We start from the raw sequence: 16,986 nt of genomic DNA, 5'->3' as shown, positions 1-16,986 counted from the left end.
GGGATATGCCTGACCGGCGTGATATCAGTGAGCCTCGCCCCAGTTGGTGCCAATCCCGGTCTCCACCACCAGCGGCACTGAAATCCGGGCAGCATCCTGCATGGTTGTGGTGACCAGGCGGGCGACTGCTTCGGCTTCGGCCTCCGGGGCCTCGAACAGCAATTCGTCATGCACCTGAAGCAGCATGCGGGTCTGAAAACCGCTATCAGCCAGCACGGCAGGCAACCTGACCATGGCGCGTTTGATGATATCTGCGGCTCCGCCCTGAAGCGGAGCATTGATCGCCTGCCGTTCCGCATATCCGCGCCGGGCCGGGTTGCGGTCGGCGATGCCCGGTACCCAGCAGCGGCGCCCGAAGGGCGTGACCACGAAACCGTTGATTCGCGCTTCTTCCTTGGTCCGTTCCATGTAGTCCCGGATGCCGGGATAGCGGGCGAAATAGGCATCGATATACTGACGCGCCTCGCCCGGAGAAATGCCCAGCGACCGGGCCAGACCAAAGGCGCTGATGCCGTAAATAATGCCGAAATTGATCGCCTTTGCCCGTCTGCGGGTCAGGGAATCCATGCCTTGCATCGGCACGCCGAACACTTCGCTGGCGGTGCGGGCATGAATATCCTCGCCGTTGGCGAAGCTGTCCTTCAGCTGCGGAATATCGGCGACATGCGCCAGCAGACGCAACTCGATCTGGCTGTAATCGGCGCTGATCAGCACATGGCCGGGATCGGCGATGAAAGCCCGTCGGATGCGGCTGCCTTCCTTCGTGCGGATCGGGATATTTTGCAGATTCGGTTCGTTGGAGGACAGACGCCCTGTGGTGGTGATCGCCATCTGGAATGAGGTATGAACCCGCCCGGTCCGCGGATTGACATCCTCCACCAGCGCATCGGCATAGGTGGATTTCAGCTTGGCCAGTTGCCGCCAGTCCAGAATGCGGGCCGGCAGGGCATGGCCGCTTTCATCCGCGATCGCCTGCAACGTGGCCGCATCCGTGCCCCATGCGCCGGTTTTGGATCGTTTGCTGCCGGTCAGGCCGATCTCGTCGAACAGCACCTCCCCCAGCTGTTTCGGGCTTGCGAGGTTGAAGGGACGGCCGGCCAACTGATGAATTTCCGTCTCCATGTCTGCCATGCGCAGGGCGAAATCCGCTGACATGCGCCGTAATTCGGCTTCATCGACGCGAATGCCGGCTGCTTCCATCGCGCAGAGCACCGGGACTAGCGGCCGCTCCATCTGCTCATAGACGGTCAGGGATTTGGTCTCGCGCAGGCGGGGACGCAGCGCATGCCACAAACGCAGCGTGACATCGGCATCCTCGGCGGCATAGGCGGTGGCCTTGTCGATGGGAACCTGCGGGAAGGGCAGGCGGTTGCGTCCGGTGCCGGTCACCTGATCATAGGTAATCGGGCTGTGTCCCAGATGCAGGACGGAAAGTTCGTCCATGCCATGCCCGTGCGCACCGGCTTCCTGAGCGTAGGAAATCAGCATGGTGTCGTCGATCGGTGAGATCACCGGCATCTGATGACGGCGCAGCACGGCCAGATCGAACTTGCCGTTCTGGAAGATTTTCAGAACCGCCGGATCGGCCAGAAGCGGGTTGAGCGCGGCGGCAATCTCCGCAATGGCAGGCTGGCGTACCGGCTGATCCAGCGTGGTCTGGTGATCAAGCGGGATATAGCAGGCCTTCCCCGGTGCAATTGCGAGCGAAATACCAACGAGCCTGCATTGTTGTGCATCCAGCCCGTCGGTTTCGGTATCCATGGCGAACAGCCCGGTTTTCCGTGCTTCCGCCAGCCATGGCTCCAGAGCTTCGACGGTGGTGACGGTTTCATAAGGGCCGAACGGCGCGGAGGAGGCAGGAAGGGTAGAATGTATGGCAGCGGCGGCTGTTGAGGCTGTTGAGGCTGTTGAGGCTGTGCTGGCAGCGGGAGCAGAGGGGGAAGGGCTGCCACCTGTCTCAAGCCCGAGCCTTGCCGCGGTGCTGCGGAATCCCTGCGCATTCAGCCAGGCCTGAAGAACGGCAGCATCCGGCTGACGAACGCTCAGATCAGTGATCGGCACTGGCAGCGGGGCATCCTGACTCAATGCCACCAGTTGACGGGAAATCCGCGCATCTTCGGCATGGGCCGCGAGATTGTCCCGGCGCTTGCTGGGCTTCATCGTTTCCAGTGACGCGAGAACACCGTCGAGATCGCCATACTCGTTGATCAGCTGGGCAGCGGTTTTGGGACCAATCCCGGGAACACCCGGAACGTTATCGACGCTGTCCCCCATCAATGCCTGCACGTCGATCATTTTCTCCGGCGCAACGCCGAATTTTTCCATCACCTCGGCCGGGCCAATGGTTTTTTGTTTGATCGGATCCTGCATCTCCACACCGGGCTGGATCAATTGCATCAGATCCTTGTCGGAGGAGACGATGGTGACGCGCCCGCCCTGTGCCACCGTAGCACGGGCATAGGAGGCGATCAGGTCATCCGCTTCCCAGTCGGGCAGTTCGATTGCGGGGACGCCGAAGGCGGCCGTGGCCTCCCGGATCAGCGCAAATTGAGGGATCAGTTCCGGCGGCGGCTCCGGACGATGCGCCTTGTAGGCCGGATAGAGCCGATTGCGGAAAGTGGTCCGCCCTGCATCGAAAATCACGGCAAGATGCGTGCCGACGTGATCTTTCAGAAACCGCGCCAGCATGTTGGTAAAGCCGAAGACGGCATTGACCGGTGTTCCATCCGGTCTTGTCATCGGCGGCAAGGCGTGGAAGGCGCGGAAAATGAATCCCGATCCGTCGATCAGGATCAGATGGGTGCTGGCCGGAAGCGCTGCGTCCGGCGTCGGGGAGGTGCTCACGGAAAAATGGTCAGCTCAGGCGTCAGTGGGCCGCTACGGCAGGGGCGTCGGCCGCCAGCACATAGAGGCGGGAGCAATAAGGGCACATGACCCGTTGCCCGACGATCCTCAGCCACACGCGGGGATGCCCCAGCGGTGCATTCCCGCCATCGCAGGAGACGACGCGGCTGTCGACCAGAATGGTTTCACTGACCGGAGCATTCAGCCCGGCAGGAGCCACCGGGGTTGGTTCCCTCCTTTCCGCCGGGACGGAGGCATGGTCGGTGGGCTGTGTGGTCATGGTGCATCCTCCGTAGAGCCTCGCCTGTGCCGGGCATCTGGCAGAGGCAGTGTGGGGATGATAGCCATGCGGACGGTTCGTTCAACCGTCTCCGTTTCCCCGGAGCCTGTCATCTGGTTATTTCCGGTCCGAGGCCATCCCTTGACTTCCTGTTCCTGTGTATTGCGCTGGCTGATGATATGGATGTCACTGCTCCCCTGCGCCTGTGCATCCCGCCTCATGCCGCCGGGGTCTCCACGGGTTGCTGCATCCATGACGGGGGACAATGAACCGGGTCAAGCGGTCATGCAGGCGCCTTTTACAAAGTTGAATGCTCTGGTTCCTGCGTCCGGTCTGTTCAGGCTGGCAGATGGAACGGCATTGCCATATCGCGCATGGATGCCGGCCGATATGCCGAAAGATGGTCCCTGGGCCGTGGTGCTGGCCCTGCATGGAATGAACGACTCCCGTGATGCATGGGAGTATCCCGCTCCCGTTCTGGCGGCAGCGGGTATTGCCGTCATCGCGCCGGATCAGCGCGGCTTTGGTGCATCGCCATCCCGCGGTTACTGGTCGGGCGGGGAGGCTATGGCGCGAGATGCCGCCGCCATGCTGCGTCTGCTGCGTCAGCGTTATCCGCACAGCCGGATTTTTGCGATGGGCGAGAGCATGGGTGGTGCGGTGCTGATGCTGACTGCAACCCTGCATGATGCGCCGGCAGTTGACGGCTATATCCTGTCCGCCCCCGCTTTGTGGGGGCGTAGCAAAATGAATATCGCGCTGCGCAGCACGCTCTGGTTGGCGCTGCATACAATTCCGGGGGCTCGGCTTGGTCCCGGTCCTGTGCGGGTCAAGGCAAGCGATAACAGAATCGCGCTGATCCGGCTGGGGCATGATCCACTGACGATTCATAAAACGCGCGTCGATGTCATTGGCGGTGTGGTCGATCTGATGGATCAGGCGCTGGAATCGGCACCGTATGTAAAGGGACCGGCCCTGTTTCTGTATGGCGCCCATGATGAACTGGTGCCGAAACGCGCCATGCATACCGCCTGGGCGGCTCTGGCAAGAGAGAGGGGAGCAGACGATAACGTAGAGGTACGCTTTGCCTATTACCCGGATGGCTACCACCTGCTGCTCCGTGATCAGCGGCGGGACCTTCCCATGCAGGATGTGATCGCATGGATGATGGGGATTGCCGGCGGAAGAAACGACATTCCTCTGCCATCAGGGGCGGACCACGACGCAATAGCCCGGTTGCGTGCAGCGCAAGGCAGATGACATTTCCGGGTTTTGCAGCATGAGGAGTTGAGAGAAGGTTGTCTTCGAAGTCCGCGCAGGGTATTGAAGGCGCGCTGGACCCGTAGCTCAGCTGGATAGAGTGTCGCCCTCCGAAGGCGAAGGTCGCGCGTTCGAATCGCGCCGGGTCCGCCATTTCCCTTTTCCCCGGTCAGAAAGCCCCGCTGTCATGATGGCGCATGGGGGTTGTTTGCTAACCGCAGCTGTGAACCTTCCCAATACTGAAGCGTTACCGTAACGTTTTGGAGCGCAAATAGGCGCAAAGGGAGAATTGAAGCGTGCGCTATCCTGTTTCCATCGTTCTGGCATTCATTCTGGCTGCCTGCTCAGCACCTGCACCCAAGGAAGGTTCGGCTGCTCCGACACCTCCACCGCCGGAGAAAGCGCCGGTGGCCAATGTGGTTACGCCCACGCCTTCTGCGGCTCCGGATTCCGCCGCTGCCAATACGGTGCCTGCGGAGCCTGACCATTGTGATGCCAAGGCGTTGAGCCATGCAGATTACAAAGCCTGCCTCAAACATCTGCATATGGGGCAGTTTCATGGTCATCCCACTTATTACGGACTGCACTGATCAGCTTCGTGATGGTCGGTTTTTGGTGGTGAGCGCTGCGGGCACCATTTGTGGGGATGTCGATCAATCCGCTATGAGGCGGATTGATCTATGACGATGGAGCTGCCTCTCATGGCCGATACCCTTCCCGACCGGCTGTCCACCAATCCGGAGAGTCCCTATTTCAACGCCCCTTTGCTCGAACGCGGTGTCGGTATCCGGTTCAACGGCGAAGAAAAAAACAATGTCGATGAATACTGCGTCAGCGAAGGCTGGGTGCGTGTGATCGTTGGCAAGGCGCTGGACCGCAAGGGCCATCCGATGACCATCAAGCTGCAAGGTAAGGTGGAGCCTTACATCCGTGAGGCAGAGACAGAGGCCGAATAGCGGCCTCTTCACAACTGGCCTGACTGGTTTCTCCGGTTCAGGAAATCAGCCCGGTCAGGGGAGAGGACGGATCCGCCCCCATCCGGCGGGGCATGCGTCCCGCCAGATAGGCCAGACGTCCTGCCTGCACGGCATGCTTCATGGCCTGTGCCATGAGAATCGGATTTCCGGCATGAGCGATGGCGCTGTTCAGCAAAACTGCGTCACAGCCGATCTGCATGGCCACGGCGGCATCGCTGGCGGTGCCGATTCCCGCATCCACCAGCACCGGTACTTTCGCCTGTTCGATGATCAGGGACAGCATGGCCGGATTCTGTAATCCCAGCCCCGAGCCGATCGGTGCGCCGAGCGGCATGATCGCCACACAGCCCATGTCCTCCAGCCGTTTCGCGGCGACAGGATCGTCGGCGCAATAGACCATGACCTCGAATCCGTCCTCAATCAGGGCGGCGGCGGCTTCCATGGTTGCGGCCATATCGGGATAGAGATGCGGTGGTGGCCCCAGGACTTCCAGTTTCACCAGATTCCAGCCGCCTGCCTCTCGGGCCAGACGCAGGGTTCTCACTGCGTCTTTCGCCGTATGGCAGCCTGCGGTGTTGGGCAGATAGGTATAATCACGCGGGCTGACGTAATCCTGCAGCATCGGTGCGGAGGGATCGGACAGGTTCACACGCCTGACAGCGACGGTGACGATCTCGGCCCCCGATGCGGCAATGGCGGCGGCAGTTTCCGGCAGATCCTTGTAGCGGCCGGTGCCGACGATCAGGCGGGATGTGAAATGTCGTCCGGCGACGCTCCAGCGATCATCGCCCCCGGCCTCCACACCTGATGCGGCAAAGCCGGGGCCGTGTGTCGGTGAAACCGTCGTCATGATATATCCTGATTCCGTGTTGAGTAACACGCCTGATCAAAAAGGCCGCGCAAACCAGCCTGCCTGGCTTAGCCGCCGCCGATGAAATGAACGATTTCCAGTACGTCGCCAGCATCCAGCAGGGTTTGTTCATAGAGGGAGCGCGGTATGATGCTTTCATTGCGCTCCACCGCGATTTTTACCCGGTCCAGCCCGATTTCTTCCAGCAATGCCGCGACAGTGGTCGGGCGTCGCAGGGCATGCGGCAGGCCATTGACGGTGATGAAAGCGCCAGCTGTCATGGGCGTTTCAGAATGGGATATGGTCGGGGTGGACATGGGATGGACTATGGGGAGAGGCCTCACGCTACGCAAGCCGGAACCACCGAAAGGCTGAGTTCATGAAACAGATTGGACGTTCTCGTCTGTGCATGCTAACGCCCCGCTGATGACCAGACCTTTGATTGCCGTCCTGAACGGTCCGAATCTGAATATGCTCGGCGTGCGTCAGCCGGAGATGTATGGCTCCGTGACGCTCGACGATGTTGAGGCGCTGTGCGCCGAAACGGCGGAGGAGCTTGGGCTTGCCGTCGATTTCAGGCAGACCAATGGTGAGGGTGAGCTGATTTCCTGGGTACAGGAATGCCGCGGTCGTGCCGCCGGCATCGTCATCAACCCGGCTGGCTATACCCATACCTCGGTGGCTCTGATGGATGCACTGCTGTCGGTGGATCTGCCGGTGGTTGAAGTGCATATCAGTAATATTCACCGGCGCGAGACTTTCCGCCGCCGGTCTTACGTCAGCCAGGCGGCTGACGGAATCATCTGCGGTCTCGGCGTGCGCGGATATGCCCTGGCGTTGCGTGCCATGGCGGACCTGCTGGACGAACAGACTGATCTGCCCGATGATCATTCTGATCGGGATCAAGCTTTTCACCCTTATGAAGGAGAAGAGGGCGCATGAGCCGCGTTCTGTTCGACGCGGAGGCCATCCGCACCCTGGCGACAATCCTTGCGGATACAGGCCTGACGGAAATCGAGATCATCGATAACGAAAGCCGTATCCGTGTTGCGCGGACCCCAGCCCCCGTCACTTATGTCGGGGGTGCGCCTGCCATGGCGGCGCCTGCTGTGGCGGCGGCTCCGGCCCCGCAGGTGCAGGCTGATCCTGTGGCACAGGTATCTGCCCCCGCCGTGGATGATGCAAAGCACCCCGGTGCGGTGCTCAGCCCCATGGTCGGCATTGCCTATCTGTGTCCTGAGCCGGGCGCGCCTTCTTTCGTTTCTGTCGGTCAGCCGGTGACGGCCGGGCAGACGCTGTTGCTGATCGAGGCGATGAAGACTTTCAATCAGATCAAGGCCGCGAAAGCGGGCACGGTCTCGAAAATTCTCGTCGGCAATGGCGCGCCGGTCGAGTATGGCGAGCCGCTTGTGATCATTGAGTGACCGGGGCGGGATGTTCCACAAAATCCTGATCGCCAATCGCGGTGAAATCGCGCTGAGAATCCAGCGCGCCTGCCGTGAGCTTGGCATTCCGACCGTCGCCGTGCATTCCACCGCGGATGCCGATGCGATGCATGTCCGTCTGGCGGATGAGAGCGTTTGTATCGGTCCGCCCGCCGCTCGTGACAGCTATCTGAATACGGCCGCCATTCTCGGGGCGGCAACCATCACCGGCGCTGATGCGATTCATCCCGGTTATGGCTTCCTGTCGGAAAACGCGGATTTCGCTGAAATGGTCGAGGCGCATGGCCTGACCTTCATCGGTCCCAGCCCGTCCCATATCCGTATGATGGGCGACAAGATCGAGGCCAAACACGCCATGGCCTCGCTCAACGTCCCGCTGGTGCCGGGCTCGGCAGGCGTCGTGTCGGATGTGGAGGAAGCTCGCGCCGTGGCGGATCGGGTGAAATATCCGGTTCTGATCAAGGCGGCGGCAGGTGGCGGCGGGCGTGGCATGAAAGTCGCGCATGATGAAAGCGAACTGGCCGAAGCGTGGCGTCTGGCCCGTACCGAAGCCGCTGCCGCTTTCGGCAATGATGCCGTCTATATCGAAAAATACCTCGATAAACCGCGCCATATCGAATTACAGGTTCTGGCCGATTCACATGGCAATGTCGTGCATCTGGGTGAGCGTGACTGCTCTCTTCAGCGCAGACATCAGAAACTGCTGGAAGAGGCTGGTTCTCCGGCCCTGACGGCGGAAGAACGTGATCGGATTGGCGAGGTCGTGACCTCCGGCCTGCGCAAGCTCGGCTACCGCAATGCGGGCACGCTGGAGTTTTTGTATCAGGACGGACAATTCGCTTTCATCGAGATGAACACCCGCTTGCAGGTCGAGCATCCGGTGACGGAAGCCATCACAGGCATCGATCTGGTGCGGGAGCAGATTCGGATCGCTGCCGGTGAGCCTCTCGGCTATGAGCAGTCGGATATTCACTTCCAGGGTCATGCGATCGAATGCCGCATCAATGCGGAAGATCCGCTGACCTTCATGCCCACACCGGGCCGGATCGAGGCGTTCCATGCGCCGGGCGGGCTGGGCGTGCGTGTGGATAGCGCGCTGTACAGCGGCTATGTGGTGCCACCTTACTATGACAGCATGGTTGCCAAGCTGATCGTTCATGCTCCCACCCGTCCTGAAGCCATTGCGCGCATGAACCGGGCGCTGGAGGAAATGGCTGTGGTGGGGATCAGCACGACAGCGGAGCTGCATCAGCGCGTTCTGGCTGATCCGGAATTTCAGGCCGGTGAATACACCATTCACTGGCTGGAGAAATTTGTGGCGGCGCAGATTCCTGCAGCCTGATCTGGAGCGGGAGGATGGTTTTTCCAGACTGTCCTTCCGGCCGGATCTGCCGAGCGGTAACGCGGAAGGATAGGAAGGCATGTCGCGACGCGCCTTCGAGATCACTCCGGAGCTGATATTACAGGCCTATCGTGCAGGTCTGTTTCCCATGGCAGAAACCCGGGAGGGTGCGCGTCTTTACTGGCTGGACCCTGAAGAGCGCGGTATTCTGCCGCTGGACGGGTTTCATCTTCCGCGCCGTCTGTTGCGCACCGTCCTTGCCGACCGGTTCGAGGTGCGGATCGACAGTGATTTTCCCGCCGTGATCCATGCCTGTGCGGCACCACGCCAAGGGCGGATGGATAGCTGGATCAACGCTGAAATCAAGCGGCTTTTCATCGATCTTCATCAGATCGGTCATGCACACTCTGTCGAGGCATGGCAGGACGGAAAGCTGGTGGGTGGCCTGTATGGTATGGTGCTGGGCGCAGTGTTCTTCGGTGAAAGCATGTTCAGCACGGTGCGTGATGCATCGAAGGTTGCGTTGACACATCTGGTCGCACGTTTGCGGCTGGGTGGGTTCCGGCTGCTGGATACGCAGTTTGTCACCACGCATCTGACACAGTTTGGTGCCATGGAAATCCCCCGGGAAGCATACAGGCAGCGACTGGCGGCTTCCGTAGATATCCGGGCAGACTGGATCGCGAATCCGCCACACGCTTTGCTTGTTCATGCGTTCAGGGAATTGGCAGGCAAGGAAAGGAATGATCATGGCACATGACATCATGCAGCGGCATCGGATGAGGGCGCACCGTCTATGTGTCCTGGCACTGCTGGCTGGTATGCCATTCTCCAGTCACCCCGCCTTCGCCGATCAGCCCGCCCATCTGGTGCCGCAGAAAGATGTGTCCGTGGTTTATAGCCTGACTGGTGCAAAAGCCGGTGATACCGGGCGGCCACGTCAGGGCAGGCTGTTCTATTCGAGCACACTTAAAGAGGCGCGGGTCGAGGCGGACCGGCAGCCCGGCTTTCTGCTGCTTGATCTGCGGCAGGATCGTGCGACCCTGGTGCTGAACCAGATCAATATCTACATCACCAGTGCCATTTCCGGCACGCCGGTCAGTGCGCTGGTGCTCTCCCCGACCGAGAATTTCACCCGCATCGGGACCAGCCGGATCGCAGGCATTGCCTGCACCCTCTGGCATGTCACATCCCGGCAGGGACAGGGGACGATCTGCCTCAGTGACGATGGTATTCTGCTCAGCGGCGAGGGCACGGATGCAGACGGCCGCACTGGCAGCCTGCACGCAACCAGCGTGAAATATGCCCAGCAGCCGCAGGCTTTATTCAGGATTCCGGACGGATATCAGAAAATGGATCTGCCGCCGGGCATGGTGCAGGGCCTGCTCTCCGGGAATGGGCAGGGGGCGTTGCAGATGGGTGGCGCCATGCAAACAATGAGGAATTTGATCGGGCGATGAAATACGGCACTTTTCTGGCGCTGTTTGTGGCGCTTGGCCTGCTTGCAGCCTGTGCGCAGGCGGGTGAGCAGCCTGTGCTGCAATGCGCACATGATACCGATATCACCTATCGCATACAGCATGATGGGGCCATGACCACGGAGCGTGTGCGCTGGCTGGCCTCCCGCCAGATACAGCGGATCGATCCGCCGCAGGGCGGGCTTTATATGCTGATCAATCGGGCTGATATGCATATCGCGCTGGTCGATCCGCTTCGCCACGGAGTGCTGGATATCGAGGCGTCCGACCCAAGGCCGCAGGTGGTTGGCAAGTCGAAAATGCCGGAAATCGACCCTCTCTCTGGCCCCTCCACGCCTGAGATGCAGTATGAAAAAGCGGGATCGCGCATCGTCGACGGCCTGCCCTGCACAGAGTGGGTCGTCACGGCAGACGGCAAGACCGCAACACCGAAGACGGCGCCTGCCGCCATGTGCATGACCAGTGATGGCATGTTGTTACAAGTGAGGATCGGGGAGCAGATCATGGCGCAGGCAGTTTCCGTTTCCACGGAGAAGCTGGACCCGGATCTGTTCACGATCCCTGCCTCTTATGCCCATACCACGCCGGAGGCGCTGAAGGCATCTCCGTGACGGAACACATGCCCCGACAAGGCTGGGTGCCATGGCATGACCGGGCCGGGCATTTTTCTTTACTGCGCCTGATGGCCTTGCTGTTCCTGCTGTATCCGGCAGCCCATCTGCTGAAGAACGGCCTTTATCAGGAATTGGGGGCCGAGCCGTTGAAGGCGGCTCTGCATGAGACGGGGCGGTGGACTATCCGCTTCCTGCTGGTCTCGCTGGCGATCACCCCCTTGCGGGAGGCTCTATCCTGGCCCCGCCTGTTGATTGTGCGGCGTATGATCGGGGTGGGAACGGCGTGTTATGCGCTGCTGCATCTGGCGCTGTATGGGGCGTATGAGAATGGACGCATCTGGTTGATCCTCTCTGAAATCGGCAGCCATTTTTATCTGCTGATTGGTTTGGTGGCGCTGTGCGGGCTTGTCGTGCTGGCGGTGACATCCACGGATTCATGGATGCGCAGGCTGGGGCGGCGGTGGAAAAAACTGCATCGTACTGTGTATGTGCTGGTGATACTGGCGCTGGTGCATGGCTTTATTCAGGCCAAGGTCGACATCTCGCAGGAGGCTGTCTGGGGCGGGATATTTTGTGCGCTCATGGCATGGCGTTTATGGCCGCGTCAGAATCGAGGCGTGTGGGGCGTTATTATTCTGTCTCTGGCGGCCATTCTGGCCACAGCCCTGCTTGAAGCCGCATGGTATGGTCTGGTGCGTGGTTTGAACTGGCGTCTTGTGCTGAGCGCAAACTGGCCGCCCGATCTGGCGACGGCATGGCGCATGACCACCACGCTTGGCCCGCGTCCTGCCTGGGAAGTGGCAGTGCTGGCCTGCATGATGATTGCCGCCGTCTCATGGCAACAGTGGAAGGCGGCAGGAAGGAATGGCTGACAAAGCACCCTGGCTTCAGGCTGTCCTGAGATGTCGGAATATTGCCCTTGCCGGCGGTGAGATACCGTTAGACGCTGGCAAGGTGGGACTATCGCGCACGATTGGCCTGTGGCGTCTGGCGATGATTGGCGTTGGCTCAACCATTGGCACCGGTATTTTCGTCGCTCTGGCAACGGCGGTCCCGAAAGCCGGGCCGGGGACGATTCTGGCTTTTGCGATTGCGGGGCTGACGGCGGCCTTGACGGCGCTTTGCTATGCGGAAGTCGCTTCCACTGTGCCGGAGGCCGGCTCTTCCTATTCCTATACCTATGCAACGATGGGAGAGGTCGCTGCTTTTCTGGTCGGAGCCTGTCTGCTGCTGGAATATGGCGTAGCGGCCTCCGCCATTGCGGTGGGCTGGGCGCAGTATCTGAACCAGTTGCTGGGCGACACTATTGGCCTGACATTGCCGCATGCGATCACCGCGGCACCAGGCAATGGAGGTTATATCAACCTGCCTGCGCTTGTGCTGGTCATGCTCTGTGCGGGCCTTCTGTCACGTGGCGTTTCGGACTCCAGCACGATCAACGCCATTCTGGTGGGCATGAAGCTGCTGGTTCTGCTGCTGTTTGCGGGGATCGCACTCTGTGCCTTTCGTGTGCAGCATCTGACCCCGTTCATGCCTTTGGGGCTGGGCGGTGTCGGCAGTGCTGCCGCGACAGTGTTTTTCTCCTATGTCGGCATTGATACGATCTGCACCGCGGCCGAGGAGGTGAAAGATCCGGGGCGCACTTTGCCGCGGGCTATTCTGTTGTGTCTGGGCATCGTCTCGCTTGTGTATATCATGGTTGCCGTGGCGGCGATCGGCGCGCAACCATGGACGCGCTTTGCCGGTCAGGAAGCCGGACTGGCCGTGATACTGGAGCAGGTGACCGGCTCTGCCTGGCCTTCCGTGCTCTTATGCATCGGCGCCCTGGTGTCGATTTTCAGCGTGACGCTGGTGACGATATATGGCCAGACCCGCATTCTGTTCGTGATGAGCCGTGATGGTCTGATGCCGCCGGTGTTTCATCATGTTGATGCAGCCAGCCATGCCCCGCTGGCCAATACATGGATTGTGGCAGCGGCGGTTGCGGCGCTGGCGGCGATGTTTCCGCTTGATATGCTCGCCAATCTGACCAGCATGGGAACGCTGATCGCGTTTCTGGCCGTTTCGGCAGGGCTGATCGTCCTGAGGCGTCGTCATGGTGATCTGCCCTGCTGTTATCGTGTGCCTTTCTATCCATGGGTGCCACTGCTGAGCGCAGTATGCTGCCTCTATCTGATCGTGTTGTTGCCATCCATCACGCTGGTTTTCTTTGCGGTCTGGATCGCGGTGGCGCTGGTGTTCTACCTTACCTACGCCATGCATCATTCGGTGCTGGCGAGGCCGGTCAAAGCTCTGCCGCTGCCGCCGTCACCTGTTTGACATGGCCCGTGACTTTCACCTTGCGCCAGATGCGGGCAATACGTCCCTCCGCGTCGATCAGGAAAGTGGCGCGATCCAGGCCCATATAGCTGCGTCCATACATGGATTTTTCGATCCACGTTCCGTACGCCTCTGAAACTGCGCCGCTCTCATCAGAAGCCAACAGGAAATCGAGCGCGTATTTGTCGGCGAAGGCATCAATGGCCTTCATCTTGTCCCGCGATATGCCGATGACGGTCAGACCACTTGTCCCCAGTGCGGGCAGGGCTTCCTGAAAGGCGCAGGCTTCCTTGGTGCAACCTGACGTATCGGCCTTGGGATAGAAGTAGACCACGACCGGTTTGCCCCGCAGTGAGGAAAGGCTGGCGGTGCGGCCCCGGCTGGCGGGAAGGGTGAAGTCCGGGGCGGTATCGCCTTCGGCAAGAGTGCTCATGGCGCGAATCTCCCTGTCAGAGTGTTCGGTTGTCATGCGGCTGCATGGCACAGGGTACCGGGATCGGAAAAGTCATTCTCTTTGTCAGAGATTCTGCTAGGGCGGGGGAATATCACCGATATGGCGGATGAACGCCTCCCGCACGCGCTGGCCAATGTCATCGAGACGGGCCCTCAGTGTCTCTTCATCGGTGACTCCCGGCTCGGCCAGAGCCTCCACCAGCGCCTCGGCCGATGCCGTGGGCAGCCTGTCCCGCGCCGTTCGGCCCAGCGTGATCCGCAGCAGCCCCTGAACACCGCGACCCAGATGGTCGGCATGGATCAGCAGTCCCATATCCTCTTCGGACAGAAAACCGGCCTGATGCAGCTGTCTGACAGCATCACGCGTTGAGGTGGCACGCACCGATGGGTTGGCCGGACCGTGAATCAACTGCAGAACCTGAACGATGAACTCTACCTCCTGCTGCCCACCGGGCCGGGTACGGATATCCCACGGGCCGGGATTGGGATGTTCCCGCATGATCCTCGCGCGCATTGTGGCAGCATCGACACGGATCGTCTCGGCAGGGACAGGCCGGTTCAGTGCCGTTTCGATTGCCTCCCTCACCCGTTGGCACAGGGCTTCAGGGCCGGCAATGACGCGGGCGCGGGTCAGGGCCATCCGTTCCCAGGTCCACGCGCTTTCCCGGTGGTAACGCTGGAAGGAGGAGAGGGACACAGCCACCGGTCCCTGATTGCCGGAGGGGCGCAGGCGCATATCCACCGCGAAAGCCGGGCCGCCCGGTCCCTGTGCGGTCAACTTGGCGATAAAGCTCTGTGCCGCCCGTGTATAGTAAGCACTGGGTGGCAACGGACGCACGCCCGGATTGCCGCCGGGCTGACTTTCACTGACATCTTCCGGGTGATCATAGATCATCATCAGATCGAGATCGGAACCGGCCATCATCTCCCGCCCGCCAGCCTTGCCGAGGGCAATCACGGCGATCCCGCCATTCGGGATGATGCCGTGGCGGGACACGTGGTCCTCCATCACATGCGGCAGCAGGGTGCTGACGACGCCGTCCGCCATTGCGGTGCGGATGATTCCGGCCTCATCCACATCCATATCGCCGGTCATGGTGGCGACGGAAATACGGAAATCCTCCTGCCGCGCGGTTTCGCGCAGGGCACGGATTACCTCCTCCAGATCACGGCAGTCACTGAGCGCATCGGCAATCTGCCGGGAGGCAGGGGGAAGCGTTTCGCCTGGGATGATCAGCCCCTCCAGCGCGCTCGGCACTCTGGCCAGATGATCGGAGAGCGAGGGAGCAGCCCCCAGTACCCGTGCCACCCGCTCCAGCAAAGCGGGGTTGCGCTGGAACAGCGAGAGAATCTGCACGCCTGCGGGAAGCTGGGCCAGCAACCCGTCGAAACGGGCCAACACGGTATCGGGCTGGCTCTGACGGGCGAAGGCACACAGCAGACTGGGCAGCAGGGCGGTCAAAAGCTGCCGCGCCCGTTCCGAGCGCAGGGCACGAAGCCGTCCGCTATGCCAGGCACGGACGATCTCGACCACCTGTGCCGGCTGCGTATAGCCCATAGCGTGCAATGTCTCGATCGTGGTTGGCGGTTCGCCGTCGCCGCTGAAGTCGAGCTGGCCCGCATGATCAGGGTCATCCGTGACGCTCTCGAACAGGGTGCGGTAATGGGCTTGCACCCGGTCCACATGGTGCAGCAGGGTTGCAGCGAAGGCATTCGTGTCGGGAAAGCCAAGGAACAGGGCGATGGCGTGCATCTGCTCGGCCATATGTGGTCCGGGCGCGGGCAGGGAATGGGTCTGGCGATCATTGACCATCTGCACCCGGTGCTCGGCCATGCGCAGAAAGCGGTAAGCCTCTGCCAGTTCCTCTGCGACATCGGCGGCGATGTGTTGACGATCAGCCAGCAGGCGCAGGGCGATCAGGGTGCGTGGCTCGCGCAGTTCCGGATCGCGCCCGCCCCAGACCAGTTCGAGGGTCTGCACCAGAAACTCGATCTCGCGGATGCCGCCCTGGCCAAGCTTCAGATTGAACCCGGCCAGCCGGTCCATCATAGAGGTGGGGGGCGTACCGCGACCGTTCCCGCGATGGATATCGATCCGGTGCTTCATGGCGTGAATATCGGCTATGGCGGCGAAATCCAGATAGCGACGCCAGATGAAGGGCCGAATGGCGTCCAGAAACATCTGACCCAGTGCGAGGTCTCCTGCCACCGGTCGCGCCTTCGACATGGCGGCACGTTCCCAGTTCTGGCCCATGCTCTCGTAATAGCTGAGGGCAGCCGGGAGGGAGATGGCGGGGGCCGTAGCGCCGGGGTCGGGGCGCAGACGAAGATCGGTGCGGAACACGTATCCCCCGGCCGCGCCGCCTTCATTGCGACTTTCCATCAGGGTGACGATATTGCGGGCAATCCGTGTAAACAGGGCGCCCAACTCATCCCGCGACTCGGCCTGCGATCCGGCCTGGGAAGCGGGATCGTAAAGAAGAATGAGGTCGATATCACTGGAATAGTTCAATTCCCGCGCGCCGAGCTTGCCCATGCCCAGCACGGTGAAACCGCTGCCGACAGCAGCCTCGGACGGGTCTGGAAGATGAATGCGGCCGGCAGAGGCCGCTTCGTTCAGCAGATACGCCACGGCCTTGCGCAAGGTGCTTTCTGCAAGCGTGGAGAGGGCGGAGGTGACTTGTTCAAGAGTGAACAATCCCCCCGTATCGCCCAGCGCAATGATCAGCGCCGCCTGCCGTTTGGCTGTCCTCAGGGCTGTAGCCAGAGGCAGACGGGGTACTGTGGCCGGAACGGCGGCAAGACGAGCGAAAATCTGCTCCAGACTGGCTTCGGGACCGATCACCACGGCTTCCAGCAACAGGGCGGATTCTTTCAGGGCCAGTTCGGACAAATAGGGGCTGTTCCCTCCCAACGCCATCAGCATGGCACGGAAGGCGGGATGCATAAGCGCCTGAGCCTCGGCCTCCCCCAGTGCGGCAAACTGTTCCAGCAGCCGCTCGGCGGCATGGAGATTGGCGGGGGCAGGCCAACATGCCTCCAGCAGACCACCCGATCCCTGTCCCTGGGGCAGGGGAGTGTCGATCCTTGCGGGAGGCAGGCTGTCGGTCACGTGTCAGTTCCT

At 61.1% G+C, this 16,986-nt stretch carries 18 protein-coding genes and 1 tRNA gene; 12 read left to right on the top strand and 7 right to left on the bottom strand.

What is annotated here, in order from left to right:
- Window positions 1-24 precede the first annotated feature (24 nt).
- From polA to GbCGDNIH8_RS12975, 3 genes are read right to left on the bottom strand one after another with little or no spacing between them, the layout of a single operon-like run.
- Entirely contained in the window at window positions 25-2,844 is a 2,820-nt protein-coding gene (gene polA / locus GbCGDNIH8_RS10240; RefSeq protein WP_072612697.1) for a DNA polymerase I, read from the bottom strand.
- A gap of 22 nt (window positions 2,845-2,866) precedes the next feature.
- On the bottom strand, window positions 2,867-3,124 hold the full coding sequence (locus GbCGDNIH8_RS10235; RefSeq protein ID WP_081369058.1) for a zinc-finger domain-containing protein: 258 nt from the start codon (window positions 3,122-3,124) through the stop codon (window positions 2,867-2,869).
- On the bottom strand, window positions 3,121-3,378 hold the full coding sequence (locus tag GbCGDNIH8_RS12975) for a hypothetical protein (protein ID WP_072573103.1): 258 nt from the start codon (window positions 3,376-3,378) through the stop codon (window positions 3,121-3,123). Before GbCGDNIH8_RS12975 ends, GbCGDNIH8_RS10235 begins: the two co-directional genes overlap by 4 nt.
- Here GbCGDNIH8_RS12975 and GbCGDNIH8_RS10225 point away from each other — a divergent pair.
- The 4 genes from GbCGDNIH8_RS10225 (at window position 3,377) to GbCGDNIH8_RS10210 (ending at window position 5,340) form a co-directional block, all read left to right on the top strand.
- Window positions 3,377-4,384 (top strand): alpha/beta fold hydrolase, encoded by a 1,008-nt coding sequence (locus tag GbCGDNIH8_RS10225; RefSeq protein ID WP_072573102.1) that lies wholly within the window; start codon window positions 3,377-3,379, stop codon window positions 4,382-4,384. The two genes, GbCGDNIH8_RS12975 and GbCGDNIH8_RS10225, sit on opposite strands and share 2 nt — an antisense overlap.
- A 76-nt stretch (window positions 4,385-4,460) precedes the next feature.
- A tRNA-Arg gene (locus GbCGDNIH8_RS10220) sits at window positions 4,461-4,537 on the top strand.
- Window positions 4,538-4,680: 143 nt separating this feature from the next.
- Window positions 4,681-4,974, top strand: a complete 294-nt coding sequence (locus GbCGDNIH8_RS10215) for a hypothetical protein (protein ID WP_072573101.1) — start codon at window positions 4,681-4,683, stop codon at window positions 4,972-4,974.
- 111 nt (window positions 4,975-5,085) lie between these two features.
- A complete protein-coding gene (locus tag GbCGDNIH8_RS10210) occupies window positions 5,086-5,340 on the top strand; it encodes a DUF3297 family protein (protein ID WP_025320086.1) in 255 nt (84 codons plus the stop codon).
- Window positions 5,341-5,377: 37 nt separating this feature from the next.
- Here the strand turns inward: GbCGDNIH8_RS10210 and GbCGDNIH8_RS10205 are convergent, their stop codons facing one another.
- Window positions 5,378-6,211 carry a thiazole synthase gene (locus tag GbCGDNIH8_RS10205; RefSeq protein WP_081368962.1) on the bottom strand — a complete coding sequence of 278 codons (834 nt, stop codon included), beginning with the start codon at window positions 6,209-6,211 and terminating at the stop codon, window positions 5,378-5,380.
- Window positions 6,212-6,279: 68 nt separating this feature from the next.
- Complete coding sequence (gene thiS, locus GbCGDNIH8_RS10200; RefSeq protein ID WP_072573801.1) at window positions 6,280-6,492, bottom strand: sulfur carrier protein ThiS; 213 nt, start codon at window positions 6,490-6,492, stop codon at window positions 6,280-6,282.
- A 145-nt stretch (window positions 6,493-6,637) separates the two neighbouring features.
- On the opposite strand from thiS, the gene aroQ reads away from it, so the two are divergent.
- From aroQ to GbCGDNIH8_RS10160, 8 genes are all read left to right on the top strand, one after another.
- A complete protein-coding gene (gene aroQ, locus GbCGDNIH8_RS10195) occupies window positions 6,638-7,153 on the top strand; it encodes a type II 3-dehydroquinate dehydratase (RefSeq protein WP_072573800.1) in 516 nt (171 codons plus the stop codon).
- Entirely contained in the window at window positions 7,150-7,635 is a 486-nt protein-coding gene (accB, locus tag GbCGDNIH8_RS10190; protein WP_072573100.1) for an acetyl-CoA carboxylase biotin carboxyl carrier protein, read from the top strand. The genes aroQ and accB overlap by 4 nt, the downstream gene beginning before the upstream one ends.
- Before the next feature lie 10 nt (window positions 7,636-7,645).
- Complete coding sequence (gene accC, locus GbCGDNIH8_RS10185; RefSeq protein WP_072573099.1) at window positions 7,646-8,998, top strand: acetyl-CoA carboxylase biotin carboxylase subunit; 1,353 nt, start codon at window positions 7,646-7,648, stop codon at window positions 8,996-8,998.
- Window positions 8,999-9,077: 79 nt separating this feature from the next.
- Entirely contained in the window at window positions 9,078-9,758 is a 681-nt protein-coding gene (aat, locus tag GbCGDNIH8_RS10180; protein ID WP_072573098.1) for a leucyl/phenylalanyl-tRNA--protein transferase, read from the top strand.
- Window positions 9,748-10,458 carry a hypothetical protein gene (locus tag GbCGDNIH8_RS10175; RefSeq protein ID WP_072573097.1) on the top strand — a complete coding sequence of 237 codons (711 nt, stop codon included), beginning with the start codon at window positions 9,748-9,750 and terminating at the stop codon, window positions 10,456-10,458. The genes aat and GbCGDNIH8_RS10175 overlap by 11 nt, the downstream gene beginning before the upstream one ends.
- Window positions 10,455-11,087: a hypothetical protein gene (locus GbCGDNIH8_RS10170; RefSeq protein WP_072573096.1), complete on the top strand. Its 633-nt coding sequence runs from the start codon at window positions 10,455-10,457 to the stop codon at window positions 11,085-11,087. The genes GbCGDNIH8_RS10175 and GbCGDNIH8_RS10170 overlap by 4 nt, the downstream gene beginning before the upstream one ends.
- The gene (locus tag GbCGDNIH8_RS10165) at window positions 11,084-11,962 is read left to right on the top strand and encodes a protein-methionine-sulfoxide reductase heme-binding subunit MsrQ (RefSeq protein WP_157692627.1); all 879 of its coding nucleotides are present in this window, start codon (window positions 11,084-11,086) and stop codon (window positions 11,960-11,962) included. Before GbCGDNIH8_RS10170 ends, GbCGDNIH8_RS10165 begins: the two co-directional genes overlap by 4 nt.
- Window positions 11,955-13,409, top strand: coding sequence for an APC family permease (locus GbCGDNIH8_RS10160; protein WP_072573095.1), 1,455 nt, complete (start codon window positions 11,955-11,957; stop codon window positions 13,407-13,409). The genes GbCGDNIH8_RS10165 and GbCGDNIH8_RS10160 overlap by 8 nt, the downstream gene beginning before the upstream one ends.
- Here the strand turns inward: GbCGDNIH8_RS10160 and bcp are convergent.
- Both bcp and GbCGDNIH8_RS10150 read right to left on the bottom strand, forming a co-directional pair.
- On the bottom strand, window positions 13,375-13,842 hold the full coding sequence (gene bcp, locus GbCGDNIH8_RS10155) for a thioredoxin-dependent thiol peroxidase (protein ID WP_072573094.1): 468 nt from the start codon (window positions 13,840-13,842) through the stop codon (window positions 13,375-13,377). The genes GbCGDNIH8_RS10160 and bcp overlap by 35 nt on opposite strands.
- A gap of 96 nt (window positions 13,843-13,938) precedes the next feature.
- The gene (locus tag GbCGDNIH8_RS10150) at window positions 13,939-16,974 is read right to left on the bottom strand and encodes a bifunctional [glutamine synthetase] adenylyltransferase/[glutamine synthetase]-adenylyl-L-tyrosine phosphorylase (protein ID WP_253736019.1); all 3,036 of its coding nucleotides are present in this window, start codon (window positions 16,972-16,974) and stop codon (window positions 13,939-13,941) included.
- Between the last annotated feature and the right edge of the window lie 12 nt (window positions 16,975-16,986).

It is taken from the genome of Granulibacter bethesdensis (assembly GCF_001889545.1).
In the GTDB taxonomy this organism is placed as follows: Bacteria; Pseudomonadota; Alphaproteobacteria; order Acetobacterales; family Acetobacteraceae; genus Granulibacter; species Granulibacter bethesdensis_B.
This window is presented reverse-complemented; position numbering and strand designations above follow the sequence as displayed.